The 24,157-nt window shown below is 73.5% G+C and carries 24 protein-coding genes; 16 read left to right on the forward strand and 8 right to left on the reverse strand.

Annotated features, from left to right (window positions below):
- Window position 1: 1 nt before the first annotated feature.
- Together ACFZDL_RS06310 and ACFZDL_RS06315 are read left to right on the forward strand one after the other, a co-directional pair.
- Complete coding sequence (locus tag ACFZDL_RS06310) at window positions 2-850, forward strand: carbohydrate ABC transporter permease (protein WP_353593136.1); 849 nt, start codon at window positions 2-4, stop codon at window positions 848-850.
- Window positions 847-2,283: an LLM class flavin-dependent oxidoreductase gene (locus tag ACFZDL_RS06315; protein ID WP_353593137.1), complete on the forward strand. Its 1,437-nt coding sequence runs from the start codon at window positions 847-849 to the stop codon at window positions 2,281-2,283. The genes ACFZDL_RS06310 and ACFZDL_RS06315 overlap by 4 nt, the downstream gene beginning before the upstream one ends.
- 51 nt (window positions 2,284-2,334) lie before the next feature.
- Here ACFZDL_RS06315 and ACFZDL_RS06320 read toward each other — a convergent pair whose 3' ends face one another.
- The gene (locus tag ACFZDL_RS06320) at window positions 2,335-3,594 is read right to left on the reverse strand and encodes an MFS transporter (RefSeq protein ID WP_353593138.1); all 1,260 of its coding nucleotides are present in this window, start codon (window positions 3,592-3,594) and stop codon (window positions 2,335-2,337) included.
- Window positions 3,595-3,752: 158 nt separating this feature from the next.
- Here ACFZDL_RS06320 and ACFZDL_RS06325 point away from each other — a divergent pair, with 158 nt between their 5' ends.
- From ACFZDL_RS06325 to ACFZDL_RS06335, 3 genes are all read left to right on the forward strand, one after another.
- Window positions 3,753-4,373 (forward strand): DUF4352 domain-containing protein, encoded by a 621-nt coding sequence (locus ACFZDL_RS06325; RefSeq protein ID WP_353593139.1) that lies wholly within the window; start codon window positions 3,753-3,755, stop codon window positions 4,371-4,373.
- A gap of 90 nt (window positions 4,374-4,463) precedes the next feature.
- On the forward strand, window positions 4,464-5,105 hold the full coding sequence (locus ACFZDL_RS06330) for a flavin reductase family protein (protein ID WP_353593140.1): 642 nt from the start codon (window positions 4,464-4,466) through the stop codon (window positions 5,103-5,105).
- Between the two features lie 10 nt (window positions 5,106-5,115).
- Complete coding sequence (locus ACFZDL_RS06335) at window positions 5,116-5,769, forward strand: HAD family hydrolase (RefSeq protein ID WP_353593141.1); 654 nt, start codon at window positions 5,116-5,118, stop codon at window positions 5,767-5,769.
- A gap of 236 nt (window positions 5,770-6,005) precedes the next feature.
- On the opposite strand, the gene ACFZDL_RS06340 is transcribed toward ACFZDL_RS06335, so the two are convergent.
- Both ACFZDL_RS06340 and ACFZDL_RS06345 read right to left on the reverse strand, forming a co-directional pair.
- Entirely contained in the window at window positions 6,006-6,878 is an 873-nt protein-coding gene (locus tag ACFZDL_RS06340; protein ID WP_353593142.1) for an undecaprenyl-diphosphate phosphatase, read from the reverse strand.
- 137 nt (window positions 6,879-7,015) lie between these two features.
- Window positions 7,016-7,804 carry a TVP38/TMEM64 family protein gene (locus ACFZDL_RS06345; protein WP_353593143.1) on the reverse strand — a complete coding sequence of 263 codons (789 nt, stop codon included), beginning with the start codon at window positions 7,802-7,804 and terminating at the stop codon, window positions 7,016-7,018.
- A gap of 165 nt (window positions 7,805-7,969) precedes the next feature.
- Between ACFZDL_RS06345 and ACFZDL_RS06350 the strand changes: the two genes are divergently transcribed.
- The 3 genes from ACFZDL_RS06350 (at window position 7,970) to ACFZDL_RS06360 (ending at window position 10,344) form a co-directional block, all read left to right on the forward strand.
- The gene (locus tag ACFZDL_RS06350) at window positions 7,970-8,095 is read left to right on the forward strand and encodes a hypothetical protein (protein WP_353593144.1); all 126 of its coding nucleotides are present in this window, start codon (window positions 7,970-7,972) and stop codon (window positions 8,093-8,095) included.
- A gap of 108 nt (window positions 8,096-8,203) precedes the next feature.
- Window positions 8,204-9,394, forward strand: coding sequence for an elongation factor Tu (gene tuf / locus ACFZDL_RS06355; RefSeq protein WP_353593145.1), 1,191 nt, complete (start codon window positions 8,204-8,206; stop codon window positions 9,392-9,394).
- Window positions 9,395-9,492: 98 nt separating this feature from the next.
- Window positions 9,493-10,344, forward strand: coding sequence for a fused MFS/spermidine synthase (locus ACFZDL_RS06360; RefSeq protein WP_391190708.1), 852 nt, complete (start codon window positions 9,493-9,495; stop codon window positions 10,342-10,344).
- On the opposite strand, the gene ACFZDL_RS06365 is transcribed toward ACFZDL_RS06360, so the two are convergent.
- The gene (locus ACFZDL_RS06365) at window positions 10,331-11,674 is read right to left on the reverse strand and encodes an MFS transporter (protein WP_353593147.1); all 1,344 of its coding nucleotides are present in this window, start codon (window positions 11,672-11,674) and stop codon (window positions 10,331-10,333) included. The two genes, ACFZDL_RS06360 and ACFZDL_RS06365, sit on opposite strands and share 14 nt — an antisense overlap.
- An 88-nt stretch (window positions 11,675-11,762) precedes the next feature.
- Complete coding sequence (locus ACFZDL_RS06370; RefSeq protein ID WP_353593148.1) at window positions 11,763-12,851, reverse strand: hypothetical protein; 1,089 nt, start codon at window positions 12,849-12,851, stop codon at window positions 11,763-11,765.
- Between the two features lie 293 nt (window positions 12,852-13,144).
- On the opposite strand from ACFZDL_RS06370, the gene ACFZDL_RS06375 reads away from it, so the two are divergent.
- Entirely contained in the window at window positions 13,145-13,900 is a 756-nt protein-coding gene (locus ACFZDL_RS06375) for a DedA family protein (protein ID WP_353593149.1), read from the forward strand.
- A 52-nt stretch (window positions 13,901-13,952) separates the two neighbouring features.
- Here ACFZDL_RS06375 and ACFZDL_RS06380 read toward each other — a convergent pair whose 3' ends face one another.
- Window positions 13,953-14,507, reverse strand: coding sequence for a gamma carbonic anhydrase family protein (locus ACFZDL_RS06380; RefSeq protein WP_353593150.1), 555 nt, complete (start codon window positions 14,505-14,507; stop codon window positions 13,953-13,955).
- Between the two features lie 124 nt (window positions 14,508-14,631).
- A complete protein-coding gene (locus ACFZDL_RS06385) occupies window positions 14,632-15,504 on the reverse strand; it encodes an EamA family transporter (protein ID WP_353593151.1) in 873 nt (290 codons plus the stop codon).
- 108 nt (window positions 15,505-15,612) lie between these two features.
- Between ACFZDL_RS06385 and ACFZDL_RS06390 the strand changes: the two genes are divergently transcribed.
- Window positions 15,613-16,185, forward strand: a complete 573-nt coding sequence (locus tag ACFZDL_RS06390; protein WP_353593152.1) for an XRE family transcriptional regulator — start codon at window positions 15,613-15,615, stop codon at window positions 16,183-16,185.
- Window positions 16,186-16,261: 76 nt separating this feature from the next.
- Complete coding sequence (locus ACFZDL_RS06395) at window positions 16,262-16,816, forward strand: YbaK/EbsC family protein (RefSeq protein WP_353593153.1); 555 nt, start codon at window positions 16,262-16,264, stop codon at window positions 16,814-16,816.
- A 38-nt stretch (window positions 16,817-16,854) separates the two neighbouring features.
- Here ACFZDL_RS06395 and ACFZDL_RS06400 read toward each other — a convergent pair whose 3' ends face one another.
- Window positions 16,855-17,262 (reverse strand): CoA-binding protein, encoded by a 408-nt coding sequence (locus tag ACFZDL_RS06400; RefSeq protein WP_353593296.1) that lies wholly within the window; start codon window positions 17,260-17,262, stop codon window positions 16,855-16,857.
- Between the two features lie 104 nt (window positions 17,263-17,366).
- Here ACFZDL_RS06400 and ACFZDL_RS06405 point away from each other — a divergent pair, with 104 nt between their 5' ends.
- The 5 genes from ACFZDL_RS06405 (at window position 17,367) to ACFZDL_RS06425 (ending at window position 24,091) form a co-directional block, all read left to right on the forward strand.
- Window positions 17,367-18,002 carry a YigZ family protein gene (locus ACFZDL_RS06405; protein WP_353593154.1) on the forward strand — a complete coding sequence of 212 codons (636 nt, stop codon included), beginning with the start codon at window positions 17,367-17,369 and terminating at the stop codon, window positions 18,000-18,002.
- A 163-nt stretch (window positions 18,003-18,165) separates the two neighbouring features.
- Window positions 18,166-18,600 carry an SseB family protein gene (locus tag ACFZDL_RS06410; RefSeq protein ID WP_353593155.1) on the forward strand — a complete coding sequence of 145 codons (435 nt, stop codon included), beginning with the start codon at window positions 18,166-18,168 and terminating at the stop codon, window positions 18,598-18,600.
- Entirely contained in the window at window positions 18,597-19,238 is a 642-nt protein-coding gene (locus ACFZDL_RS06415; protein ID WP_353593156.1) for a hypothetical protein, read from the forward strand. The genes ACFZDL_RS06410 and ACFZDL_RS06415 overlap by 4 nt, the downstream gene beginning before the upstream one ends.
- A 228-nt stretch (window positions 19,239-19,466) precedes the next feature.
- Entirely contained in the window at window positions 19,467-20,648 is a 1,182-nt protein-coding gene (locus ACFZDL_RS06420; protein ID WP_353593157.1) for an exonuclease SbcCD subunit D, read from the forward strand.
- Complete coding sequence (locus ACFZDL_RS06425; protein ID WP_391190540.1) at window positions 20,645-24,091, forward strand: AAA family ATPase; 3,447 nt, start codon at window positions 20,645-20,647, stop codon at window positions 24,089-24,091. The genes ACFZDL_RS06420 and ACFZDL_RS06425 overlap by 4 nt, the downstream gene beginning before the upstream one ends.
- Window positions 24,092-24,157 lie beyond the last annotated feature (66 nt).

A 24,157-nucleotide genomic window follows, 5' to 3' on the forward strand; every position in this document is an offset into this window, starting at 1 on the left:
CATGACGCGCCGTACCACGCGCCACGACGCACACCGCACGACGCGCCGCCGCGGGGCCTCGATCACCGTGCCGCTGGTGGCGATCGCCCTCGTCTCGGCGGTCCCGGTGGGATACGTGGCCTCGCTGTCCGTGCGCTCCCGGGACGATGTGCTCAACGGCGGCCTGCTGCCGTCACACCTGTACTGGCGCAACTGGCCCGACGCCTTCCGCGCCGTCGACCTCGGCCACTACGTCGCCAACTCGTGGACCGTCGCGGCGGGTTCGGTCCTGCTGACCCTGCTGATCGCCGTGCCAGGCGCCTACTTCACCGCCCGGGCCGGGCGCGCCGGCGGCAGGCTCGCCTCCCTGGTCCTGTCCAGCTACTGCGCGCCCCCGGTCGTGGCCATCCTCCCGCTGTTCTTCCTGCTGCGAAACCTGGAGCTGAACAACACCGTCACCGGGCTCGTGCTCGTCGACGGGCTCGCCAACGTGCCGGTGGCGATCTGGCTGCTCGACGGATTCGTCCGCAAGGTGCCCCGGGACATCGAGGAGGCCGCCTGGCTCGACGGGCTCGGCACCTGGGCGAGCCTGCGCCGGATCGTCCTGCCGCTGATCGCCCCCGGTGTCGCCGCGGCGGCCCTGATCTGCTTCTTCCTCAGTTACAACGAATTCCTCTTCGCCCTCAGCTTCGCCCAGGACAGCGGCTCGCAGACGCTGCCGGTGGTGCTCTCCCTCTTCCAGGGCGACAAGAACGTCGAGTTCGGGCAGCAGGCCGTCGTCTCCCTCGTCGGCATCGCCCCCGTCTACGTCCTCGCCGTGGCCGCTCAGCGCCGGCTGGTGGCCGGCCTGTCCTCCGGAGCCGTCAAGTGACCCCTTCCGCCCGTCCCGCCCGCCGCATCCATCTGAACGCCTTCGACATGGCCTGCGTCGGCCACCAGTCGCCCGGGCTGTGGCGGCACCCCGACGACCAGGCCCACCGCTACACCGACCTGGCGTACTGGACCGATCTGGCACGGCTGTTGGAGCGGGGCGGCTTCGACTCGCTCTTCATCGCCGATGTGCTCGGGGTGTACGACGTCTACCAGGGCTCACGCGACGCCGCCGTCCGCCAGGGCGCGCAGATCCCGCTCTCCGATCCGCTGCCCGCCGTCTCCGCGATGGCGGCGGTCACCGAGCACCTCGGCTTCGGCATCACCGTGTCCCTCACCTACGAACAGCCCTACAAACTCGCCCGCACCCTCACCACCCTGGACCACCTCACCAAGGGCCGCGTCGCGTGGAACGTCGTGACCTCCTATCTGGAGAGCGCCGCCCGCAACCTCGGGCTGGACCGGCAGGTGGGCCACGACGACCGGTACGAGATCGCGGAGGAGTTCCTGGAGGTCTGCTACAAGCTGTGGGAGTACTCCTGGGACGACGACGCCGTGGTCCGCGACCGGGAGCGCGGCGTCTACGCCGACCCCGCCCGCGTCCGCGAGATCGGGCACAAGGGCAGGCACTTCAGCGTGCCCGGCGTCTTCCTCAGCGAACCGTCCCCGCAGCGCACCCCGGTCATCTTCCAGGCCGGCGCCTCACCGCGCGGACGGGCCTTCGCCGCCCGGCACGGCGAGGGCGTGTTCATCAACGCGGTCAGTCCGCGCGCCACGCGCCGCATCGTCGACGACATCAGGGCCAAGGCGGCCGCCGGGGGCCGGGACCCGTACGGCGTCAAGATCTACATCCTGCTCACCGCGATCACCGCCCCCACGGACGAGCAGGCCCGGGCCAAGCACGCCGACCTCATCTCGTACGCCTCCTACGAGGGGGCCCTCGCCCTCTACGGCGGCTGGAGCGGCCTGGACCTGTCCGAGCTCGCCCCGCACGAGCCGCTGGAGTACGTGGACACCGACGCGGTCCGCTCCGCCCTGGAGATCTTCTCCACCGCCGACCCCTCCCGCCGGTGGACCCCCGAACAGGTCGCCCAATACCTGGGCATCGGCGGCATCGGACCGGTCGTCGTCGGCTCCCCGGCGACCGTCGCGGACGAGCTCGAACGCTGGGTGGAAGAGGCCGACATCGACGGTTTCAACCTCGCCTACGCCACGACTCCGGGCACCTTCACCGACTTCGTCGACCTGGTGGTGCCCGAACTGCGCGCCCGGGGCCGCCTCCCGTACGCCTACGACGGCTCCACGCTGCGCGAAGGCATCCAGGGCGCGGGCCGAGCCAGGGTCCCCGATGACCACCCCGCGGCCCGCCACCGCGAGCGCGCCGTCCGCGAGCGCGCCGCCCGCGAGCGGGCCGGTGCGGCGGGGCCCGGATGACGGGAGCCCGCAGGCCGGGCCCCGGCGCTCTCGCGCACCCGTGTCAGCAGGTCAGCCGATCTGCCGGTCGCGGCCTGCGAGCAGACCCGCCACGAGCTGCGGCAGCATGAGCAGCGCCATGCAGGCGAGCGGCGCCCGCCAACCGTCGCTGTGCTGGTAGAGCGCTCCGACCAGGATGGGGCCGGGGATCGACAGCAGATAGCCGGCGCTCTGCGCGAAGGCGGACAGCCGGACTACCGTCGCGCTGTCCCGTCCGCGCATTCCGATCATGGTCAGGGCGAGCGGGAAGGAGCAGTTGGCGACGCCGAGCAGGACGGCCCACAGCCAGGGCGCGGCGGCGGGCGCCGCCCACAGTCCGGCATATCCGGCGAGCCCGAACACTCCGAGGGCCGCGGCGATTCCGCTCTGGTGACGCAGCCTTCCCGCCACAGCGGCCAGCACGAACGACAGGGGCACCCCGAGCACCGAAGTGACGGCGAAGAGCAGGCCGGCGGTCTGTGCGGAGACCCCGGCGTCCCGGAAGATCTGCGGCAGCCAGCCGATGATGACGTACGCGGCGGTGGCCTGCAGACCGAAGTAGGCGGCCAGTGCCCAGGCGGTCGGCTGGCGGGTGAGCGGGACGGCGGGCGTGGCGTCCGGCGCCTCGGACTCGGACTCCGGTGTTCGGACGGTGGATCCGGTGCTCTCCCGGGCGAGGGCGACCCAGGCCGGTACGGCGACGGCGGCCAGGACCGCCCAGGCGCCCAGGCCGACCCGCCAGCCGCCCCCGGACACCCGGGCCAGCGGGACGGTGACGGCGGCGGCGGTCGAGGCGCCGAGGTTGAGCGCCATGGCATACAGGCCGGTCATCGCGCCCACCCGGTCCGGGAAGCGTTGCTTGACCACGACCGGGAGCAGGACGTTGACCACCGCGATCCCGGCGAGCGCGAGGGCGCTCAGCGTGACGAACAGGACGGTGTCCGCGGCGAACGAGCGCAGGGCCAGACCGGTGGCGATCGCCATGAGACCGGCCGCGATGACGCCGTGGGAGCCGTACCGGCGAGCCAACCGGGGCGCGCCGAAGCCGACCAGAGCGAAGCACACCGCCGGTACCGAGGTGAGCAGCCCGGCGACGGTGGCACTCATCCCGAGGTCGTCGCGAGCCTCCTCGAGCACGGGGCCGAGACTGGTGACGGCGGGCCGCAGGTTGACCGCCGCCGACACCAGGGCGACGACCGCGAGGATACGTACCCAGGCGGCGGGCCGAGGAGTGCCGCGCCGCGGGTCCGCGTCGCGGGGGGCGACTGCTTCGTCGTTCTCCTCGTGTGGCATGGACACATCGTATGATCACGTGTTGACGTCAATCGCCCGGGATACAACCTTCGTTGGCACCGTTCAGTTACAGAACGCACATCCCAGGCGCACTGTTGTGTACAAGGATTTGGTGATGTCGCCACCGATCTGAACTCACGGAATGTACGGGGGATTCCATGCACCGTTCCATCGCTGCCGCCGCGGCGGTCGTCGCACTCACCGCCGCTCTCACCGCTTGTAATGGGTCGGACGGGGGCGGCGACAAGGCCGGGACGACGAAGAAGGGCACCCACTCCAGCGCGGCCGCCGAACCCGGCGGTGAGAAGTCGCCGGAGGCCGCGCCAAGCCAGGCGAGCTCGACGGCCGGCAAGCTCGGCGACACTCTCTCGCTCGTGGGAATCGTGGGCCTGGGTGAATCGATCGCGCCCACGGCCGATGTCACGCTGAACAAGTTCGTGGACAACGCGAAGGCCCAAGGCCCCTACTTCGATCCTGCCAACGGAAACCGCCTGGTCGCAGCGGAGTTCACGATCGTGAACACCGGCAAGGTCACCTACAGCGACGCCCCGTACTCCCCCCCGACGGTCGTCGACACGGCCGGAACGGCACACAACGGCAAACCCGGGGATCCCACCGTCGGCGAGTCCCTGAGCATCACGATGACTCTCTCGCCGGGGGAACGGGCCACCGGCTGGGTGATCTTCGATGTGCCGAAGAGCGCGAAGATCGCGTCCGTGACGTGGCAGATGGACCGCACAGGGCTCGACGCGTCGCGCATCGGGACGTGGACCCTCTAGGGGCGCGGCCCGCCGCGATGTCCCCACGGGACGGGTGAGGCCGCGAGCCGCCCTTGGGATGGGCCGCCGTATGTGCGGATACTGGGCGGTATGCGTATCGAATTCGATCCCGAGGCCGTAGGCCGCACCCCCTTCTACAAGCTGCTGACCTCCGTGGTCGTCCCCCGGCCCATCGCCTGGGTGTCCACCGTTTCGGCCGCCGGGACCTGCAATCTGGCGCCGCACTCCTTCTTCACGATCGCCTGCGTGGCCCCGCCGATCGTGCAGTTCACCTCCGTGGGGCGCAAGGACTCGCTGCGCAATGTGGAGGAGACCGGGGAGTTCGTGGTGAACTTCGCCCCCGAGCAGCTGTTCGAGCAGATCAACGAGACGGCGACGGACTTTCCGCGTGACATGGGGGAGTTCGAGGCGGTGGGCATCGCGCGGGAGCCGAGTCTGCGGGTGAAGCCGCCGCGCGTGGCGGCCTCGTCGGTCGCGCTGGAGTGTGAGCTGCACAGCACGGTGCGGCTCGGGGATTCCACCGTGGTGTTCGGCCGGGTGGTGCACGCCGCGGTCGATGAGCAGGTCATGGACGACGGCCACCCCGAGGTGACCAGGTTGCGTCCGCTGGCCCGGCTGGGCAAGGACGAGTGGGCGACGCTCGGAGAGGTGCTGGAGCGGCCCAGGATCCGGTACGCGGACTGGGAGGGCGGCGCGCGCGGCGACGGATTCGGCGGGCCGGGTGGTTCGTAGCGCGGGGTCCGTGCCGGCCGCGATCGTCTTCGACGTCGGCTCGACTCTGGTACGCGAGGACCGGTACTGGGCGTCGTGGGCGGACTGGCTGGGGGTTCCCCGGCATACGCTGTCCGCCCTGGTCGGAGCGGTGGTCGCACGGGGGTGGGAGGACGCGGAGGCGATCCGGCTCGCGCGGCCGGGGGTGGACATCCGGGCGGAGCGGCGGGCGCGCGAGGCGGCCGGCCGCGGGGAGCGCCTGGAGGAGGCGGATCTGTATCCGGACGTACGGCCGGCCCTGGGCGCGCTGCGGGCGCTCGGGGTCCGGCTCGTGGTGGCCGGGAATCAGACGGAGCGCGCGGGTGAGCTGCTGCGCGCGCTGGAGCTGCCGGTGGACCAGGTCGCCACCTCCGCCCAGTGGGGCGTCGCCAAACCCGATCCCCGGTTCTTCGGCCATGTCGTGGACCTGGCCCGGGCCGCGCCGCACGAGACCGTGTACGTGGGAGACCGCCCCGCGCTGGACATCCGTCCCGCCAAGGCCGCCGGGCTGCTGGCGGCCCATGTCCGGCGCGGTCCGTGGGGACATCTGTGGGCGGGGTCGACCGACGCGGCGATGGCGGACTGGTGCGTCGACTCGCTGACCGAGCTGGCCGGGGTGATCGAGGCGATGCACAGCCTTGGGTAAGGCTCGCACGGAGTGTGATGGATTCACACCCCGTGTGATCAGAGTGCATGCATATATCTACCGCACACCCTCCCGCGTCACGCGGCGAGGTGGTTGAGTCTCCCTACAGCCCGCTCAGGTGCCCCAGACCTGGGCGAAGGGGCCGCCGGACTCCTCCCTCCTCGGCCGGCGGCCCACCCCCTCTTCCTGTCTCTCCCTGTCCTATGGGGAAGGTTTCCGTCTGGGGAAGGTTTCCGTCAGCCCGCGGACTCGGCCGCGTGGGCGCTCAGCACACCGAAGGCGACGAGCGCGAACACCGCGATACCCAGCACCACCCGGTAGACGACGAACGGCATGAAGCTCTTGGTGCTGATGAACTTCATGAACCATGCGATGACCGCATAACCCACAACAAAAGCGACAGCCGTCGCGAAGATGGTCGGGCCCCACGCCGTGTGCCCGTCCGAGGCGTCCTTCAGCTCGTACGCTCCGGAGGCCAGCACCGCGGGCACCGCGAGCAGGAACGAGTAGCGGGCCGCCGCCTCGCGCGTATAGCCCATCAGCAGGCCGCCGCTGATCGTCGCGCCGGAGCGGGAGACGCCGGGCACCAGCGCCATCGCCTGGCAGACACCGAAGATCAGACCGTCCCTGATGCCGAGTTCGCGCAGTGTCTTGCGCTGCACGGGGGCGCGGTGCCTGCCGCCCTTCTCGTCGCGGGCCGCCCGCCAGTCGGCGAAGCCCAGGATGAGGCCCATCCCCACCAGCATGGTGGCGGTGAGCCGCAGATCACGGAACGGTCCCTCGATCTGGTCCTTGAGGGTCACCCCGAGCACACCGATGGGTATCGAGCCGACGATCACCAGCCAGCCCATCTGGGCGTCATGATGGCCGCGCCACTCCTTGTTGAAGAGCGAGCGGAACCACGCCGAGACGATGTTGGCGATGTCCTTGCGGAAGTAGATCAGCACGGCGAGCTCGGTGCCGATCTGGGTGATGGCCGTGAAGGCGGGGCCGGGGTCGTTCCACCCCGCGAAGGCGGCGGTCAGCCGCAGATGGGCGCTGGAGGAGATCGGCAGGAACTCGGTCAGCCCCTGGACCAGTCCGAGAATGAATGATTCGAACCACGACATCGCGTCTACGCTATCCAAGGCTGATCATGCACTGACCGGCGCAGCGGCGGGTCAGGCGGGGTGGCCGACGGGGAGACCGGCCGCTGTGGATCAACGCCGGTCGTCCGGCAGCGTACCGTCCCTTGGTAAGAGCCCTCCTAAGACCCTGGCCTTCCGGCCACCGGCGGAGCGCACCGACCGGTTTTCCGAGCGGTGCCGCCGAGCCGGCCCCGCCTGCGCCAGGCCACCACGAAACCCACGAGGGCGGGCAGCGCCACACACGCCAGCGCGGCCAGGAACACCGGCGAGGTCGGGGTGGTGGCGTGGCTTCCGGCCACCGCGTACGCGGCGGTGTTCGGCACACTGCCGAGGCCGGTCGCCAGCAGGAAGGGCAGCCAGCCCATCCGTGACACGGCGGCGCAGTAGTTCGCCGCGGCGAAGGGCACGCCGGGGAACAGCCGGATCGCCAGCATCGACCGGAACCCGTGCCGGCTCAGCTGCCGGTCGGCCGCCGCCAGCCAGCGGGCGCGCAGCAGCGGCCGCAGCGCGTCCTGCCCCAGCAGCCGGCCGAGGCCGAACGAGACACCGGCGGCGAGCACCGTGCCGGCCACCGCCGCGGCGAGCCCCATGGACGAGCCGAACAGCGCCCCCGCCGCCAGATTCAGCAGCGGCCGCGGCACCAGGGCCGCGGCGCAGCCCCCGTACGCGGCCACGAACACCACCACGGCCGTGGCGCCGGACAGCTGCGGCGGCCACCCCTGGGCCAGCAGCCGGTGCGGCTGCCACGCCCAGACCCCGCCCGCCGCGCCGGCCAGCAGAGCCACCAGCAGACACAGGCGCAACCGCGGGGAGAACAGCGCGCGGGCGCGGCGCGCGGCCGGTGCGGCGGGCGCTGGTGCGGGCGGGGCGGCGACATCGAGCACCGAAGGAGCGTAACCGACCGGCATGAACGGGCAGGCCGGGTCGTGGGGATCCAGGCCATGGAACACGGGCCGTGCGACAGGGGATTGCAGGTCGCGGGACCCGGCCGTGCGGCGAGGGGTTCCAGGTCGCGGGGCCCGGGCCGGGAAAACCATTCGACGGGCGTCCCGCGATACGAGACGATCAGCGGCATGTTCCGGCAGCCCTTCTTCGAGCTCGTGTCCGCGGTCGCGGACGCGCCGAAGGCTGCCGCCGTTCACCTCGCGCTCCCCGCAGCGGCCTGCGCGTCCGTCTGCCTCGACGGCGCCCGACTCTGACCCTCCCCGGACAGCTCCGACCGGGCCCCACCAGGGGAGGGTCGGTCCGGCCCTGGGGTCCTCCTTACCGCCTTATCGCCCATCGCTGTTCCGAGGAGGAACGGGAGCATGTCCAAGCAGGCCTATGTGCGCACCAAGCCGCATCTGAACATCGGCACCATCGGCCATGTCGACCACGGCAAGACCACGTTGACCGCCGCCATCACCAAGGTGCTCAGCGAGCGCGGCACCGGCGGCACATACGTCCCCTTCGAGCGCATCGACCGGGCGCCCGAGGAAGCGGCGCGCGGCATCACCATCAACATCGCGCACGTCGAGTACGAGACCGACACCCGCCACTACGCGCATGTCGACATGCCCGGCCACGCCGACTTCATCAAGAACATGGTGACCGGCGCGGCCCAGCTCGACGGTGCGGTCCTCGTCGTCTCGGCGCTCGACGGCGTCATGCCGCAGACCGCCGAGCACGTCCTGCTCGCCCGTCAGGTCGGGGTGGACCACATCGTGGTCGCCCTCAACAAGGCCGACGCGGGCGACCCTGACCTCACCGACCTCGTCGAGCTCGAGGTGCGCGAGCTGCTGTCCGCGCACGGCTACCCCGGCGAGGCCACGCCCGTCATCCGGGTCTCCGGGCTGCGCGCGCTGGCCGGAGACCCGCGCTGGACCGGCTCCATCGAGGCCCTGCTCGACGCGGTCGACACCTATGTGCCGATGCCGGTGCGCTACACCGACGCGCCGTTCCTGCTCCCGGTGGAGAACGTCCTGACCATCACCGGGCGCGGCACGGTCGTCACCGGCGCCGTCGAGCGCGGCACGGTCCGCGTCGGCGACCGCGTGGAGGTGCTGGGTGCCGGCACCACGACGGTGGTCACGGGCGTCGAGACGTTCGGCAAGCCGATGGAGTTCGCCGAGGCCGGGGACAATGTGGCGCTGCTGCTGCGGGGCGTCGCGCGGGACGCGGTGCGGCGCGGCCATGTGGTCGCCGCGCCCGGCAGTGTGGTGCCCCGGCGGCGCTTCACCGCGCGGGTGTACGTCCTGTCGACGGCGGAGGGCGGCCGGCGCACGCCGGTCACCACCGGCTACCGCCCGCAGTTCTACATCCGTACGGCCGATGTGGTCGGCGATGTCGACCTCGGCGCGACGGGTGTGGCCCGGCCCGGTGACACCGTCACCATGGAGGTCGAGCTCGGGCGCGCGCTGCCGCTGGAGTCCGGCCTCGGCTTCGCGATCCGTGAGGGCGGGCGCACGGTGGGCGCGGGCACGGTGACCGCGGTGACCGAGGTGGCCGACCAGCCCTGAGCGCCCGGCCGCCCCGGTACGGAGGCCCCCGGTACACCCGGGGGCCGGCCGTACCGGGGCGGGCCCCGGCCGTGACCACGCGTTTCACCCGGCACAATATGAGCGTGGACGAGCCGATACCGGTGATCAGGGATGTGGACGGCGGCACCGCCAAGCTGATGCCCGACGTGGACCGCCCGCGCGCCTGGCTGCTCACGGTGGACGGCTCACCCCAGTCGTACGTCGACCTGGACGACCCCACCCACCTGGAGTTCGAGTACGCGCGGCGGCTCGGGCACGTGCTGGAGCTCACCGGCGCCCCCGGCGCCCCGCTGGACGTGCTGCACCTGGGTGGCGGGGCGCTGACCCTGCCGCGCTTCACGGCGGCCGTCCGCCCCGGTTCGCGCCAGGAGGTGATCGAGGCCGACGGCAAACTGCTGGAGCTGGTCGCCGAGCGGCTGCCGCTGCCCGCCGGGGCGGGGATCGCGGTGCGCCGGGCGGACGCCCGTACCGCGCTCGAGGCCGCACCCGAGGCGTCCGCCGATGTGATCGTGGCCGATGTCTTCGGCGGCTCGCGCGTCCCGGCGCACCTCACCTCCGTCGAGTACGCCCGCGCCGCCGCCCGGGTGCTGCGGCCGGGCGGCCGCTATACGGCCAACCTCGCCGACAGCGCGCCCTTCGCCTTCCTGCGCTCCCAAGTGGCCACGTTGCAGGCGGCCTTCGCCCATCTGTGCCTGATCGCCGAGCCCGCCGTGCTGCGCGGCCGCCGGTTCGGCAACGCGGTGCTCGTGGCCTCGGATCACGAACTGCCGGTCGACGAATTGGCCCGCCGCACCGCCGCCGACGCCTTCCCCGCGCGGGTCGAGCACGGGGCGGCGCTGGAGCGCTTCGTCCACGGGGCGGCGCCCGTACGGGATGTGGACGCGGTGCCCTCGCCGGAGCCGCCGGGCGGCGCGTTCAGCGTCGGCTGACCGGCTCCGGCCCTTCCGCCTGGCCGGGGACGACGCTCTCCGCAGTGGGAGCGGCGGGCTCGGCGGGCTGGGCGGGCTCGGCGTGGATGGCTGCGGGCGCGGGGGTGCGCCGCCGCAGCTGCCGTACCTCCGGCACCGCCAGCACGGCCAGGGTCAGCAGCAGGATCAGCGCCGAGCACCCCCACAGCGCGGCGGTGCGGCCGAAGGCGCTCTCGGCCGGGCCCGCGAGCGCCGTGGCGACCGGAACCATGGACACCGAGCCGAACCAGTCGTACGCGGCGACCCGCGACAGCTTGTCCTCGGGGATCTCCTGGTGCAGCGCGGTCATCCAGGACACCCCGAACACCTCGATGGAGAGGCCGCCGACGAACATCACCGCGCACAGGGCGGGAGCGGGCAGCGGGACGGCGAGCGCGGCCGACGGCAGGGCGAACGGGAACACGCACACCGTGCCCACCAGCAGCAGCCGTTGCGGCTTCCAGCGCGTCATCAGCAGCCCGCCCAGGACGGTGCCGACGCCGAACGCGGCGAGGGCGAGCCCCCACGGCCGCGCGCCGCCCAGGTGTTCCTCGGCGACCAGCGGTCCGTACACCGCCTCGGCCGCCGCCACCACGGCGTTGACCACCGAGAACTGCACCACGATGCTCCACAGCCAGGCCCGGCCGGCCACCTCCTGCCAGCCCTCGCGCAGATCCCGCAGCATCCCGCCGCTCTCGCGCCTGGCCACCGGACCGACGTCGAGGAAGGCGCGCAGGGCTCCGGCGAGGGCGAAGGCGGCGGCGTCGACGACCAGCACCCAGCCGGGGCCGAAGGCCGCGATCAGCGCGCCGCCGAGCGCCGCGCCGCCGATCTGCGCGCCGTTCATGCCCATCCGGAAGACCGCGAAGGCGCGGCCGGCCTGCTCGCCGCTCACAGTGGAGAGCAGCATGCCCTCGGCGGCGGGGGAGAAGAACGCCTGCCCGGTGCCGCCGAGCGCGGAGAGCACGGCCATCTGCCACAGCCGTGCCTCGCCGGACAGCACGAGCGCCGCGAACGCGGCCTGGGACAGGCAGTTGAGGGTGTTGGCCGCGACCATCACGCGGTGCCGTGGCAGCCGGTCCGCGACCGCGCCGCCGATCAGCAGGAAGACCACGAGCGGGATGGTGCGGGCTGCGGCGACGAGGCCGACGTCGCCGCTGTCCCCGCCGGCGTCCAGGACCGCGAACGCCGCCGCGATCAGGGCTCCGGCGTTGCCGAGGCCCGTCACCACGGCGGCGGCGGTCAGCAGGGTGTAGTTGCGGCCGGCCCAGGCGGGGCGGCGGGGGCGGCGTGAGGCCGAGGGGATGGTCACCAGCGGACTATCCCGGGGGGCGGGCCCCGGTGCCAACCGGATTTCGGTCGTATCTGCTCAGGAGGCGAGCCGGTTCGGCAGGGCCGGCTCAGGTGCCGGACTTCAGCGGTCGCAGCGTGCTCATGATCTTCTTGATGGTCTCGTCAGGGACCTCGTCCTTGACGCCCTTGGCCGCGTAGAGGACCCAGGTCGCCCAGTCGCCGTTGACGTCCGTGTAGGTGACGGTGAACGTCTTGCCGTCCGACGAGCACTTGTCGGACTTCTTCACCCCGGTGACGGTGCCCGAGGAGGAGTAGCCCTTGATGCCGTATTTGCTGGTGAACTTCCTGGGCGTGGTGAATTTGTAGTCGCCGGTCTCGTCCTGGTCGAACACGGCGTAGAGCCAGTTGGCCGCCTCGGTCTTGGCGGCCTGCGCCTGGCTCTTGGCGCCCTGGGCGCCCTTGGTGCCCGCGCCGGCCAGGGGGCTCGACAAGGTGGCGCCGGTCTTCTTGTCCTTGATCGTGCAGTTGTCCTCCTTGTAGTAGGCGGGACCGGTCATCGAGATGAGCGGCTTGCCGTCCTTGGAGAACGTGCTCATGGTGTCGGGGGAGGGTACGTACCAGCCGGCGGGGACGTCGAAGGCGTCGTGGCGCTTGGGGTTGGTGACCGTCTTCCAGCCGGGGATGACCGGCTTGGCGGCGTCGCCCGCGGACGGGGTGCCGTCGTCCGCGCTGCCGTCGCCCTGCGAGGACGAGTCCTTGGACGCGGGCGCGGTGGCGGAGGGCTTCTTGCCGTCCTTCGCCTGGTCCTTTCCGTCGTCGTCCTTGTTGAGCACCAGTACGGCGGTCACCGTGGCGGCCGCGACCACCGCCACCGCCGCGACGATGGCGATGACGGCCGTGCGGTTCTTCTTCCGGGGCGGCTCGGACGGGCCGGGCTGCTGCACGGCGGGGGAACCCCACGCCTGCGTGGGCATCTCGTAGATCTGCTGCGGCTGCTGCGGTTGGGGCTGCGGCTGCTGCCCCTGCTGCGGCTGTGGCTGACCCTGGGGCTGCCCCGGCTGAGGCTGCTGATAGGGATTCGGCTGGTGGTAACCCGGCTGCTGGTACGGGTTGGGCTGGTGATACCCCGGCTGCTGATAGGGGTTCGGGTCTTGCGGGTTCTGCTCGCCCCCGGGCGGCTGCTGTCCTGGCCACATGGCCAGTAACCATAAAGGGGGCCGTGGAGGGCGGCTATGGCCGCCCCTTGTTCGGCGATCAACTCTCGCGCGCCGCACCGCTGCCCGCGCACGCGCGGAACACCCCGCGCGCGGGAACCTTACGGGCGCCGCGGACCGTCTCCCAGGGAGGGACACGGTGACGAGCACCGCGCCCCGGGATCGTCGGTGCGGCATGTGGGATGTGGCGCCCGCGCGCTGATTGAGTAGGCTTCCCGCCGTGCGCCGAATCGGTGCACGGCGGGAAGAGTACGGGCAATGGGGAGGAACCGGCGTTGCACATTGATCACTGGCTCGAGACCGTACCGGCGGTCAGCGTCTATCTGCTGGTGGGCGTGGTCATCGGTCTGGAGAGCCTGGGCATCCCGCTCCCCGGAGAGATCATTCTCGTCAGCGCCAGCCTGTTGGCGGCCTCGCAAGACCATATCAATCCGTACATTCTGGGCGCGTCCGCCATCGCGGGAGCGGTCATCGGCGACTCGATCGGCTATCTCATCGGCCATAAGGGCGGTCAGCCGCTGCTGTCGTGGCTGGGCCGTAAGTTCCCCAAGCACTTCAGCGCCGAGCACGTGGCCACCGCCGAGCGGTACTTCCAGAAGTGGGGCATGTGGGCGGTCTTCGTGGGCCGCTTCATCGCGCTGCTGCGCATCTTCGCCGGCCCGCTCGCCGGATGTCTGCGCATGCCCTACTGGAAGTTCCTCATCGCCAATGTGCTGGGCGGCATCGTCTGGGCCGGTGGCACCACCGCCGTCATCTACTCGGTCGGCAAGGTCGCCGAGGACTGGCTCAAGCGCTTCTCCTGGCTCGGCCTCGTGGCGGCCCTGCTGTTCGGCCTCGGCTCGATGCTCGTGATGAAGCGGCGCGCGAAGAAGAGCCACGCCACCGCGCCCGCGGCCGAGTCCGAGGCCGCAGCCGGGACCGAGACGGCGACCCGCGCCGGGTCCGCGGCCGTGCCCGCGGCCGGGTCCAAGGCGACGACCGGCGCCGGGTCCGGAACGGCCGGGCCGGACCCGGTCACGGCCGCCGACTGAGCTCCGCCCCTTCGCGCTCGCCGGCCCCGTCCGCTCAGGCCCTGCCGTCCGCTCAGGCCTGCCGCTCCCGCCGCTCACGCTCCAGCGTGGCGTCGCGGTGGTGGCGGGCCAGTTCCACATAGCCCTGCGCGTTCAGCCGGATGCCCTCCCGCTCCTCCTCGGTCAGCTCCCGCCTGACCTTCGCCGGCACCCCCGCGACCAGCGAGCCCGGCGGCACCTGCATCCCCTGCGGGACCAGCGCCTGCGCGGCGACCAGGGAGCCGGCGCCGACGCGGGCGCCGTTGAGGACGGTGGCGCCCATGCCGACGAGCACATCGTCCTCGATGACACAGCCGTGCAGCACCGCGTTGTGGCCCACCGACACCCGCTCGCCGACGGTGGCCGGGAACCCCGGGTCGGCGTGCACCGTGCAGTTGTCCTGGATGTTGCTCCCGGCCCCCACACTGATCGCCTCGGCGTCGCCGCGCAGCACCGCGTGGTACCAGACGCTCGCGCCGGCGCCCAGCGTCACATCGCCGATCACCACGGACGTCGGGGCGGCGAACGCCTCCGGATCGACCTTCGGCTCCTTGCCGCCCACGCCCGCGATCAACGCCCGCTCCGCCACTGCCCACTCCCCGGTGTCGTCCCGATGTCATCCGTCGCCGCCGCTCGAGAAACGGCGGTCGGTGGCACCGTAGCCCCAGGAGCCCCAGCGTCGCTCCTCTTCCTCGGTCCGGCCCGGCGCCCGCTCACCCCGTCGCGAGCAGCAGCGATCCCGCCAGCGCCAGCCCGGCGCCGGTCGCCTGCACCGCGCGCAGCCGCTCGCTGAGGACCGCGCGCGCCGCGAACGCGGTCACGACGGGGTAGAGGGCGGCGAGCACCGCGGCGACGGTCACCGGGCCGGTCTGGGCCGCCACGCTGTAGGTGCCGTTGCCTGCCACATCGGCCAGGCCCACGAAGGCCAGGCCGGGGAGCGCGGCCCACAGCGCGCGCATCCCTCCGGGACCCCGGCCGAGCGCCGGGCTGCCCCGCCGTACGGACACGTACAGCGCGGCGCCGCCGACGGCGGCGCTGCACACCCGCTGGACGAACAGTGCCAGGAACAGCCCGGTCGCCGTGGTGGACGCCTCGGCGATCAGCGACATGACCGACCCGAAGCCGACCGCCGCGACCAGCGTGAGCAGCAGTGTCTGCCGCGGTACGGGCGTGCCGCCGGTCCGGGCCCCGCTCGCGAGCACCACCCCGGCCACCGCGACCACGATCCCGGCGAACTGTGGCAGGCCGGGCCGCTCGCCGAGGGACAGTCCGACGCCGAGGGGGACGGCCACGCTGCCGAGCGCGCCGATCGGCGAGACGACCCCCATCGGGCCGAGCGCCAGCGCCCGGTAGAAGCACAGCATCCCGACCGGCCCCACCACGCCCGCCGCGACCGCGTACCACAGCCGCGGTCCGGCCTCGGTCCAGCCGCCGCCGGCCGTCACGACGGCGCCCAGGACGACGACCGCGATGCCCTGGGAGGCGACGACCACGGTGAGCGCCGGGGTGCGCCGGGTGAGGAGGCCGCCGCCGAAGTCGGCCAGGCCCAGCAGCAGGCTGGTGGCCAGAGCGAAGAGTGCGGACATGCTGAGACCTCGCCGTACAGTGTGGTGAACGCATGGGAAGTGCGGAGTGCACCACACCGTAGTTCAGTTTGTTCGACTACGCCATTCAGAATATTGGACGGACGGACCGTGACGGACCTCGATCAGCTCACCCAGTCGCTCGCCCGCAACCTCAAACGCTGGCGCAATGAGCGCGGCTACACCCTGGACGCCCTCGCGGCCCGCTCCGGGGTCAGCCGCGGCATGATCATCCAGATCGAGCAGGCCCGTACCAACCCCAGCGTCGGCACCACGGTCAAGCTCGCCGACGCGCTCGGTGTGAGCATCACCACCCTCCTCGACTACGAGAGCGGCCCCCAGGTCCAGCTCGTCCCCGCCGGCCAGGCGGTACGGATGTGGTCCACCGACGCCGGCAGCTACACCGCGCTCCTGGTCGGCACGGAGGCCCGCGGACCGCTGGAGATGTGGGAGTGGCGGCTGATGCCGGGCGAGGGCAGCGACTCGGACCCGCATCCGTCCGGCACCTTCGAGCTGCTGCACGTCACGGCGGGCGAGCTGACGCTGACCGTCGGGGACGAGCGCTACCGGGTGCCGGCCGGCACCTCCGCGGCCTTCGAGGCGAGCGCCCCCCACGGCTACCACAACGACGGGGCGCGGACAGTGGAGATGACCATGACCGTCTCGGTGCCCCCGGCGCGCTGAGCGGCGGCCGGGGAACCGGCCCGAGCCGCGGAGGAGGCGGCGTCGGGGCTGCGGGACCGGCTGTTAACTTGACCGCATGAGTACGCCGATGGACGCGTTCGACGACCCCCGTCCCGCCGTCGAATGCCTCGACCTGCTGACCGCGCCGGTGGCCGAAGCGCTGCGCGCCTGGCGCGGGCCCGTGCCGGTGGAGCAGGTGCTGTACGTGGACACCGACCCGGAGAAGGCCGACACGGCCGCGCTCGTGGAGAGCTACGGGGCCTGGCTGCTGGAGCAGTCCGCGAACTGCGTGGTGGTCGCGGGTAAGCGGGGCGGCGAGGTCACCCTCGCCGCCTGTGTGGTCCTCTCCCACACCCGCGTGGACGTCAACGGCGCGGTGCGCCGCCGGCTCGGCGCCCGCAAGGCCTCGTTCGCGCCGATGGAGACGGCGCTCGGGGAGACCGGCATGGAGTTCGGCGGTGTCACGCCCCTCGGCCTGCCCGCCGGCTGGCCGGTCCTGGTCGACGCGGCCGTCGCCGACACCCCGTACGTGCTCATCGGCAGCGGCCGCCGCCGCGGCAAGATCATCCTGCCGGGCAAGGCGCTCGCCGCGCTCCCGGGGGCGGAGCCGCTGGAGGGCCTGGGCGTCTGACCCGCCGGGCCGGGGCCCGGCGAGTCAGGCCGGTTGGGTCAGGCCAGCCGGGGGAGTTCGATGGCGGGGCAGCGGTCCATGACCATGGCCAGGCCCGCGGCGCGGGTGCGCTCGTACGACGCCTCGTCGACCACGCCGAGCTGGTACCACACCGCCTTGGCCCCGATGGCCACGGCCTCGTCGGCGACCGCGCCCGCGAGATCGCTGTTGACGAACACATCCACGACGTCCACCTCGAAGGGGATGTCGGACAGCGACGCGTACCCCTGCTCCCCGTGCACCGTCTCGGCCTTCGGGTGCACGGGGACGATCCGCTTGCCGTACCGCTGAAGCACCTCCGCGACCCGGTACGCCGCGCGCGCCCGGTTCGAGGAGAGCCCGACCACCGCCCAGGTGTCACCGAGCTCGGTGAGGATCTCGCGGATCTCCGCCGGATCGCCGTACACGCCTGCCTCCTGTGGCCCGATGGTCATCTGCGTTCCGCAACCGCCACGGGCCCTGGGCCATTCCCCCGGCGGTCCACCGGCGGCCGAAGGCATAGGGTGGCCCGATGCAGGAGCGGTACCGGACGGTCGCGCGCGAGGGCGTGCACGAGATCGAGATCAGCAGATCGCGCTTCCTGTGCTCCCTCGCGCCCGCCGCGACCGAGCACGAAGCCCAGGACTTCATCCGGCGCGTCCGCGAGCAGCACCCCACCGCCACCCACAACTGCTACGCGTACGTCATCGGCGCCGACGGTGGCGTCCAGAAGGCGAGCGACGACGGGGAGCCGGGCGGCACGGCGGGGGTGCCGATGCTGCAGATGCTGCTCCGCCGCGAGGTGCGGTACGTCGTGGCCGTCGTCACCCGCTACTACGGCGGTGTGAAGCTCGGCGCGGGCGGGCTGATCCGCGCCTACGGCGGCGTGGTCGGCGAGGCCCTGGACGCGCTGGGCACCGTCACCCGGCAGCGGTTCCGGCTGGCGACCGTCACCGTCGGCCACGAGCGGGCCGGACGGCTCGAGAACGACCTCAGGGCGACCGGGCGCGCGGTGCGCGGCGTACGGTACGCCGAGGCCGTGACGATCGAGCTGGGGCTCCCCGACTCGGACATCGACGCCTTCCGGGCCTGGCTGGCGGACGCCACCGCGGGCACCGCCGCCCTCGAACTGGGCGGTGAGGCGTATCAGGACGCCCCCGGCGGCTGACCCGTTTGGCCTGCTGGCGCGGCAGGGCGCCGTTTGTGCGGGGTTTGCAACAGTGGACGACCCGAGTGGTGATCATGGAGCGGTGCGACGGTACCGTGACGAGGGATGCCGTTGACGAGACAGGCACCGGAACCGGAATCGGGACAGGATCGGGGGGCCGCCGATGGAACTGGCTGAGCACATAGCCGCGGTGCGCGCGGGGGCGGGCGATCCCGCCGCCATGGTCGGCGAGTTCCGGCGCACGGCGGTGCTGGTGCCGGTGGCCGACGGCGGTTTCATGACGGCCGAATACGGCGGCATCCGCTGGATCTACGCCTTCACCGACGAGTCCGCGCTGGCCCGGTTCGCCACCGCACGCGGCTCCGACCCCGGCCAGGAGTGGGAGTACGCCGCCGTGCTCGGGGCGCGGCTGCTGGATGTGATGGTGCCGGAGATGGGCGCCCCCGCGGGCGTCGCGGTGGACGTGGCGGACGAGGACGGGTCGATGATGTTCCCGCCGGTGCGCGGGATCGTGCCGGACGAGGTCGCGGTGGACGTGGACGACAACGGGGACTACATCGGGGACGGCGACGAGCGGGCACAGGGGGCCGGGCAGTGAGCAACGACGGGGATCTCAATGTCGGCAAGGAGTCCGTGGACCTGATCACCAAGGGTCTGCGGGCGGCGATCGGTGAACTCAAGGACGTCGGGGACAACACCGGCGCGCTCCAGGGCTCCGGGTTCTCGGACATGACGATGTCCAAGATGGAGGCCGGGGGCAAGGGACTGGCCGACGCGTTCGAGGGGTTCTGCGACCGCTGGGAGTGGGGAGTCCGGGCGCTCGTCCAGGACGCCAACCAGATCGCCAACCGGCTGGGCCTGGCCGCGGGTCTGATGTGGGAAGAGGACCAGTACTGGGGCAACACCCTGAAGGTCACGGTGAACGCCGTGTCGCCGACCGGGAATCCGCATCTGTCGGAGGAGGAGGTCGCCAAACAGGGCTGGGGCGACATCTTCACCCCGGACATGCCGGACTACAGCGCGGCCTCCTGGGAGCGTGCGGGCGACGAGATGGGGCAGACCTGGAAGGACACCGGGCGCTCCCTGCTCACCGAGGGCCGGGGCGGCATGCAGACCGAGATGATGAACGACCTGCTCGGAATCGACGACCAGGAGTTCAACCAGACGCTGGATCAGACCTTCGGTCCCTCTCCTGAGCAGCGCGCCCAGCAGCAGGCGCAGCAAGAGGGGCAGTAGGGGAGCGCCCGGTCAGGGCGGGCGGCACAGCTCGACAATCATCGACGCCCGGAGGCGGGCCCGGTCGGGCTAGGGCTCCCGATTCCGTAAGGTGTGCGGGCGGCGGGTTGGCCGGCAGGGCTACGGTAGGGCGGTGCCGACGGCCGCGAGGGGCCGGCCGGTGCGCGGAGCCCGCGGCAGGGAGCCGGCTACGGGAAGGTGAACGAGCGTGCGGGTCGGGGCGAGGCTGTGAGACTTCTGCACACGTCCGACTGGCACCTGGGGCGGTCCTTCCACCGGGTGAACCTGCTCCCGGCGCAGCGGGAGTTCATCGACCACCTGGTCGCGACCGTGCGCGAGCGGCGGGTCGACGCCGTGCTCGTCGCGGGCGACGTCTACGACCGGGCGGTGCCGCCGCTCGCCGCCGTCGAGCTCTTCGACGACGCCCTGCACCGCCTCGCCGACCTCGGCGTGCCGACCGTCATGATCTCCGGCAACCACGACTCGGCCCGGCGGCTCGGCGTCGGCGCCGGGCTGATCGAACGGGCCGGGATCCATCTGCGTACCGACCCGGCGGGGTGCGGGACCCCGGTCGTCCTCGCCGACGACCACGGCGACGTCGCGCTCTACGGGCTGCCGTACCTCGAGCCCGCCCTGGTGCGGGAGGCGCTGGGCGCGCAGGCGGCCGGGCACCCCGCGGTGCTGCGCGCCGCCATGGACCGGGTCCGCGCCGACCTCGCCACCCGGCCGCCCGGCACCCGCTCCGTCGTCCTCGCGCACGCCTTCGTCACCGGCGGCGCGCCCAGCGACAGCGAACGGGACATCACCGTCGGAGGCGTCGACTCCGTCCCCGCCGAGATCTTCGCCGGCGTCGACTACGCGGCGCTCGGGCACCTCCACGGCTGCCAGGCCATCACCGAGCGAATCCGCTACTCCGGTTCGCCGCTCGCCTACTCCTTCTCCGAGGCCCGGCACCGCAAGTCCATGTGGCTCGTCGACCTCGGCCCCGGCGGCGCCCTCGCCGCCGAGCGCGTCGACTGCCCGGTGCCCCGGCCGCTGGCCCGGATCCGCGGCCGGATCGAGGAACTGCTCGCCGACCCCGACCTGGACCGGTACGAGGACGCCTGGGTCGAGGCGACCCTCACCGACCCCGTGCGCCCGCATGAGCCGATGCCCCGCCTGGCGCGGCGCTTCCCACACCTGCTGAGCCTGGTGTTCGACCCCGAGCGGGCCCCGGAGGACCCGCTCGCCTCGTACGCACAGCGGCTGCGCGGCCGCACCGACCGGCAGATCGCGGAGGACTTCGTGGCCCATGTACGCGGCGGGCGCGGCCCGGACGAGGCCGAGCGCGCGGTGCTCGGCGCCGCGCTCGACGCCGTACGGGTCAGCGAGACCGAGCCCGCCCGGACCGCGGGGGAGGAACGGGGATGAGGCTCCACCGCCTCACCATGACCGCCTTCGGGCCCTTCGCCACGACCCAGGACGTCGACTTCGACGAGCTCTCCTCCGCCGGGCTCTTCCTGCTGCACGGGCCCACCGGCGCCGGCAAGACGTCCGTCCTGGACGCGGTCTGCTACGGCCTCTACGGGCAGGTGCCCGGCGCCCGGCAGGGCAGCGGACTGTCCCTGCGCAGCGACCACGCCGACCCGCACACCCCCACCGAGGTCGTCCTCGAACTCACCGTCGGCGGACGGCGCCTGGAGATCACCCGCAGCCCCGAACAGCCGCGCCCCAAGAAGCGCGGCACCGGCACCACCCGCGAGAAGGCCCAGAGCCGGCTGCGCGAATACCTCCCCGGGGCCGGCGAGTGGAAGGCGCTCAGCCGCTCGCACCAGGAGATCGGCGAGGAGATCTCGCAACTGCTCGGCATGAGCAAGGAGCAGTTCTGCCAGGTGGTGCTGTTGCCTCAGGGCGACTTCGCCCGCTTCCTGCGCGCCGACGAAATGGCCCGCGGCAAGCTGCTCGGCAAGCTCTTCGACACGGGCCGCTTCGCCGCCGTCGAGGAACGCCTCGCCGAGCTGCGGCGCGCCGCGGAGAAGCAGGTCGTCGGCGGGGACGAGCGGCTGCTCGCCCTCGCCCACCGCATGTCCCAGGCGGTCGGGCCCACCCTCGATGTGCATCAGTTGCCGGACCTGACCCCGGGCCGGCCCGGACTGGCCGACGCCGTACTGGAGTGGGCCGCCATCGCCCGCACGACCGCCCGCGAGCGGCAGGACATCGCCCTCGCCGCGGTCCAGGCAGCCGAAACCGCCCACCAGGCCGCGCGCCGAACGGCCGACGCCGCCCGCGACCGCGCCCGCCTCCAGCGCCGCCACGCCGAAGCCCGCCGGCGCGCCGACGAACTCGAGCGCCGGCGCGCCGAGTACGACCTGACCCGCGCCCGCCTGGAGCAGGCCCGCGCGGCCGACGCCGTCGTCCCCGCCCTGGAGCTCCACGCCGCCGCCGAACGCGACCACACCGCCGCCACCGCCGCCGAACACACCGCCCGAGCCCGTCTGGCGGCCGAGCCCGGCCTGGAACTTCAGGGGACGCGGCCGGCGGATGGCCCCGCGCCCGCCGACATCACCCTCCCGGGCCCGCGCCCGGAAGCACCGGGGGCCGAGCAGCCGACGCCGGCCGCTGAGCGCGCGGCCGGCGCGGCCTTGGGCGCCGACTCCGGGCAGCGCTCCGCGCCGCCGCCGGACGCCCTCGCCGAAGGGCCGACCACCGACCCGCGAGGGCCGCGCGCGCCGCGGGCGCTCGACGAACAGGGAGGGGCGGGCTCCGGGCGCGGGGGGTTCGGGGTGCCGGAGCAGGGTTTCCGGCGGCGCGGCGACGTGCCGGGCCCGGCGGGCGACGGGCGCGCGCAGGAGGTCAACGGGGCGCGGGGCGCGGCCGCGGCGGACGCCGAGCGTCCTGCCGCCGGGCAGTGGGGCGTGGCAGGGCTCGCGGGGGTGGATGCCGCGGGGCTGGCCGCCGAGGAGCGGCGGCTGCGGGAGGAGTTGGGGTCGCTGGGCGCGGCGCGGCGGGCCGAGCGGCGGGCGGGCGAGGTGGCCGCCGAGGTCGCCGGGCTCGACCGGCAGGCGCGCGCCGACGAGGAGGCCATCGAGGAGGCCGGGCAGTGGCTCGCCGGGTGGGAGGCGGTGCGCCAGGCGCATACCAGGCGCGTCGAGGCCGCGCAGGAGGCCGCCACCCTGGCCGAACAGCTCGCCGGGCAGCTCGCCCCCGCCCGGCAGCGCCTCGAGGCCGCCCGGCGGCGGGACCTCCTGGCCGGGCAGGCGACCGAGGCGGAACAGCGGCTGCTGCGCTCCCGTGAAGAAGCCGCCGCCGCGCACGAGGCCTGGCTCGACCTCAAGGACCGGCGGCTGCGCGGCATCGCCGCCGAGCTCGCGGCGGGGCTGAGCGCCGGAGAGCCGTGCGCGGTGTGCGGGGCGACCGAACACCCCCGCCCCGCGCGCCCGGGCGCCGGCCATGTGGACCGTACGGCGGAGGAGGCCGCGCTGGCGGCCTACCGGCAGGCCGAGGCCGGGCGGGAGGAGGCCGAGCGGCGGCTGCAGTCGCTGCGGGAGGCGCTGGCGGGCGCGGAGGCCGCCGCAGGCGGCGGTACGGCCGACGAACTGGACCGGGCCGCAGCTGACTTGGAGACCGCGCTCGCCGAGGCCCGTGGCGCCGGGGCCGATGGCCACGCCGCGCGCGAGGCGCTTGCCCAGGCCGAGGAGGAGCACGACCGGCGCCTGGCCCAGCGGCAGGAGGCCGAGCGGCGCGCCGCCGCGCGCGCCTCGCGGCGCGAGGCCCTGCTGCGGGAGCGGGCCGGGCTGCTGGCGGAGTTGGAGCGGGCCCGCGGCGGCGCCGGCACCGTGGCCGAGCGCGCCGCCCGGCTGGAGCGTCACGCGGGGCTGCTGGCGCGGGCCGCCGCGGCGGCCCGCGAGGCCGAGGCCGCCGCGCGGCGGCTGGAGGAGGCCGGGGCGCGGCTCGTCGACGCCGCGCGCCGCGCGGGCTTCGAGGAGCCGAACGCCGCCGCCCGCGCCGTACTGCCCGCGGCGGACCAGCGCGGGCTGCGGCACCGCCTGGAGCAGTGGCAGACGGAGTCGGCTGCCGTCGCGGCCGAACTGGCCGATCCGCAGGTGGCCGCGGCCGCGCGGGAGCCCTTGGCCGACCCCACCGCCGCCGAGGCGGCGGCCGAGGCGGCCACCCGCGCGCTGCGCGAGGGCTCGGCGCGGGACGCGGCGGCCCGTACCCGCTGCCAGGAGCTGGACCGGCTCTCCGCCCAGGCCGTCGCCGACGCGCGCCGGCTCGCCCCGCTCCGCGAGGAGCACGACCGCCTGGCCCGTCTGGCCACGCTCGCGGCGGGCACCTCCGGCGAGAACGAGCGGAGGATGCGCCTGGAGGCGTACGTCCTGGCCGCGCGGCTCGAACAGGTCGCGGCCGCGGCCAGCGCCCGGCTGCGGCACATGTCCGGCGGGCGCTACGCCCTCGTGCACTCCGACGCGCGGACGGGCGGCCGCGGCAGGTCCGGTCTCGGCCTGCACGTCATCGACGCCTGGACCGGCAGCGAGCGCGACACCGCCACCCTCTCAGGCGGCGAGACCTTCTTCGTGTCGCTCTCGCTCGCCCTCGGCCTCGCCGATGTGGTGACGGACGAGGCGGGCGGCACCCGGCTGGACACCCTCTTCATCGACGAGGGTTTCGGCAGCCTGGACGAGCAGACCCTCGACGAGGTCCTGGACGTGCTGGACTCGCTGCGCGAGCGGGACCGTACGGTCGGCATCGTCAGCCATGTCGCCGACCTGCGCCAGCGCATACCGGTGCGGCTGGAGGTGGTGAAGGGCCGCGACGGATCGGCGGTGCGCCACCGTACGGCCCAAGGCGCGGCCGGAGCGGGCGGGCGGATCTGACGCGGCCGGAGCGGGCCCTCGCCCCACCGCCGCCCCGCGCCCGCCCCCTCACCCCGTCGGATCGAC

The sequence above is a fragment of the Streptomyces sp. NPDC007917 genome (assembly GCF_042959105.1).
In the GTDB taxonomy this organism is placed as follows: Bacteria; Actinomycetota; Actinomycetes; order Streptomycetales; family Streptomycetaceae; genus Streptomyces.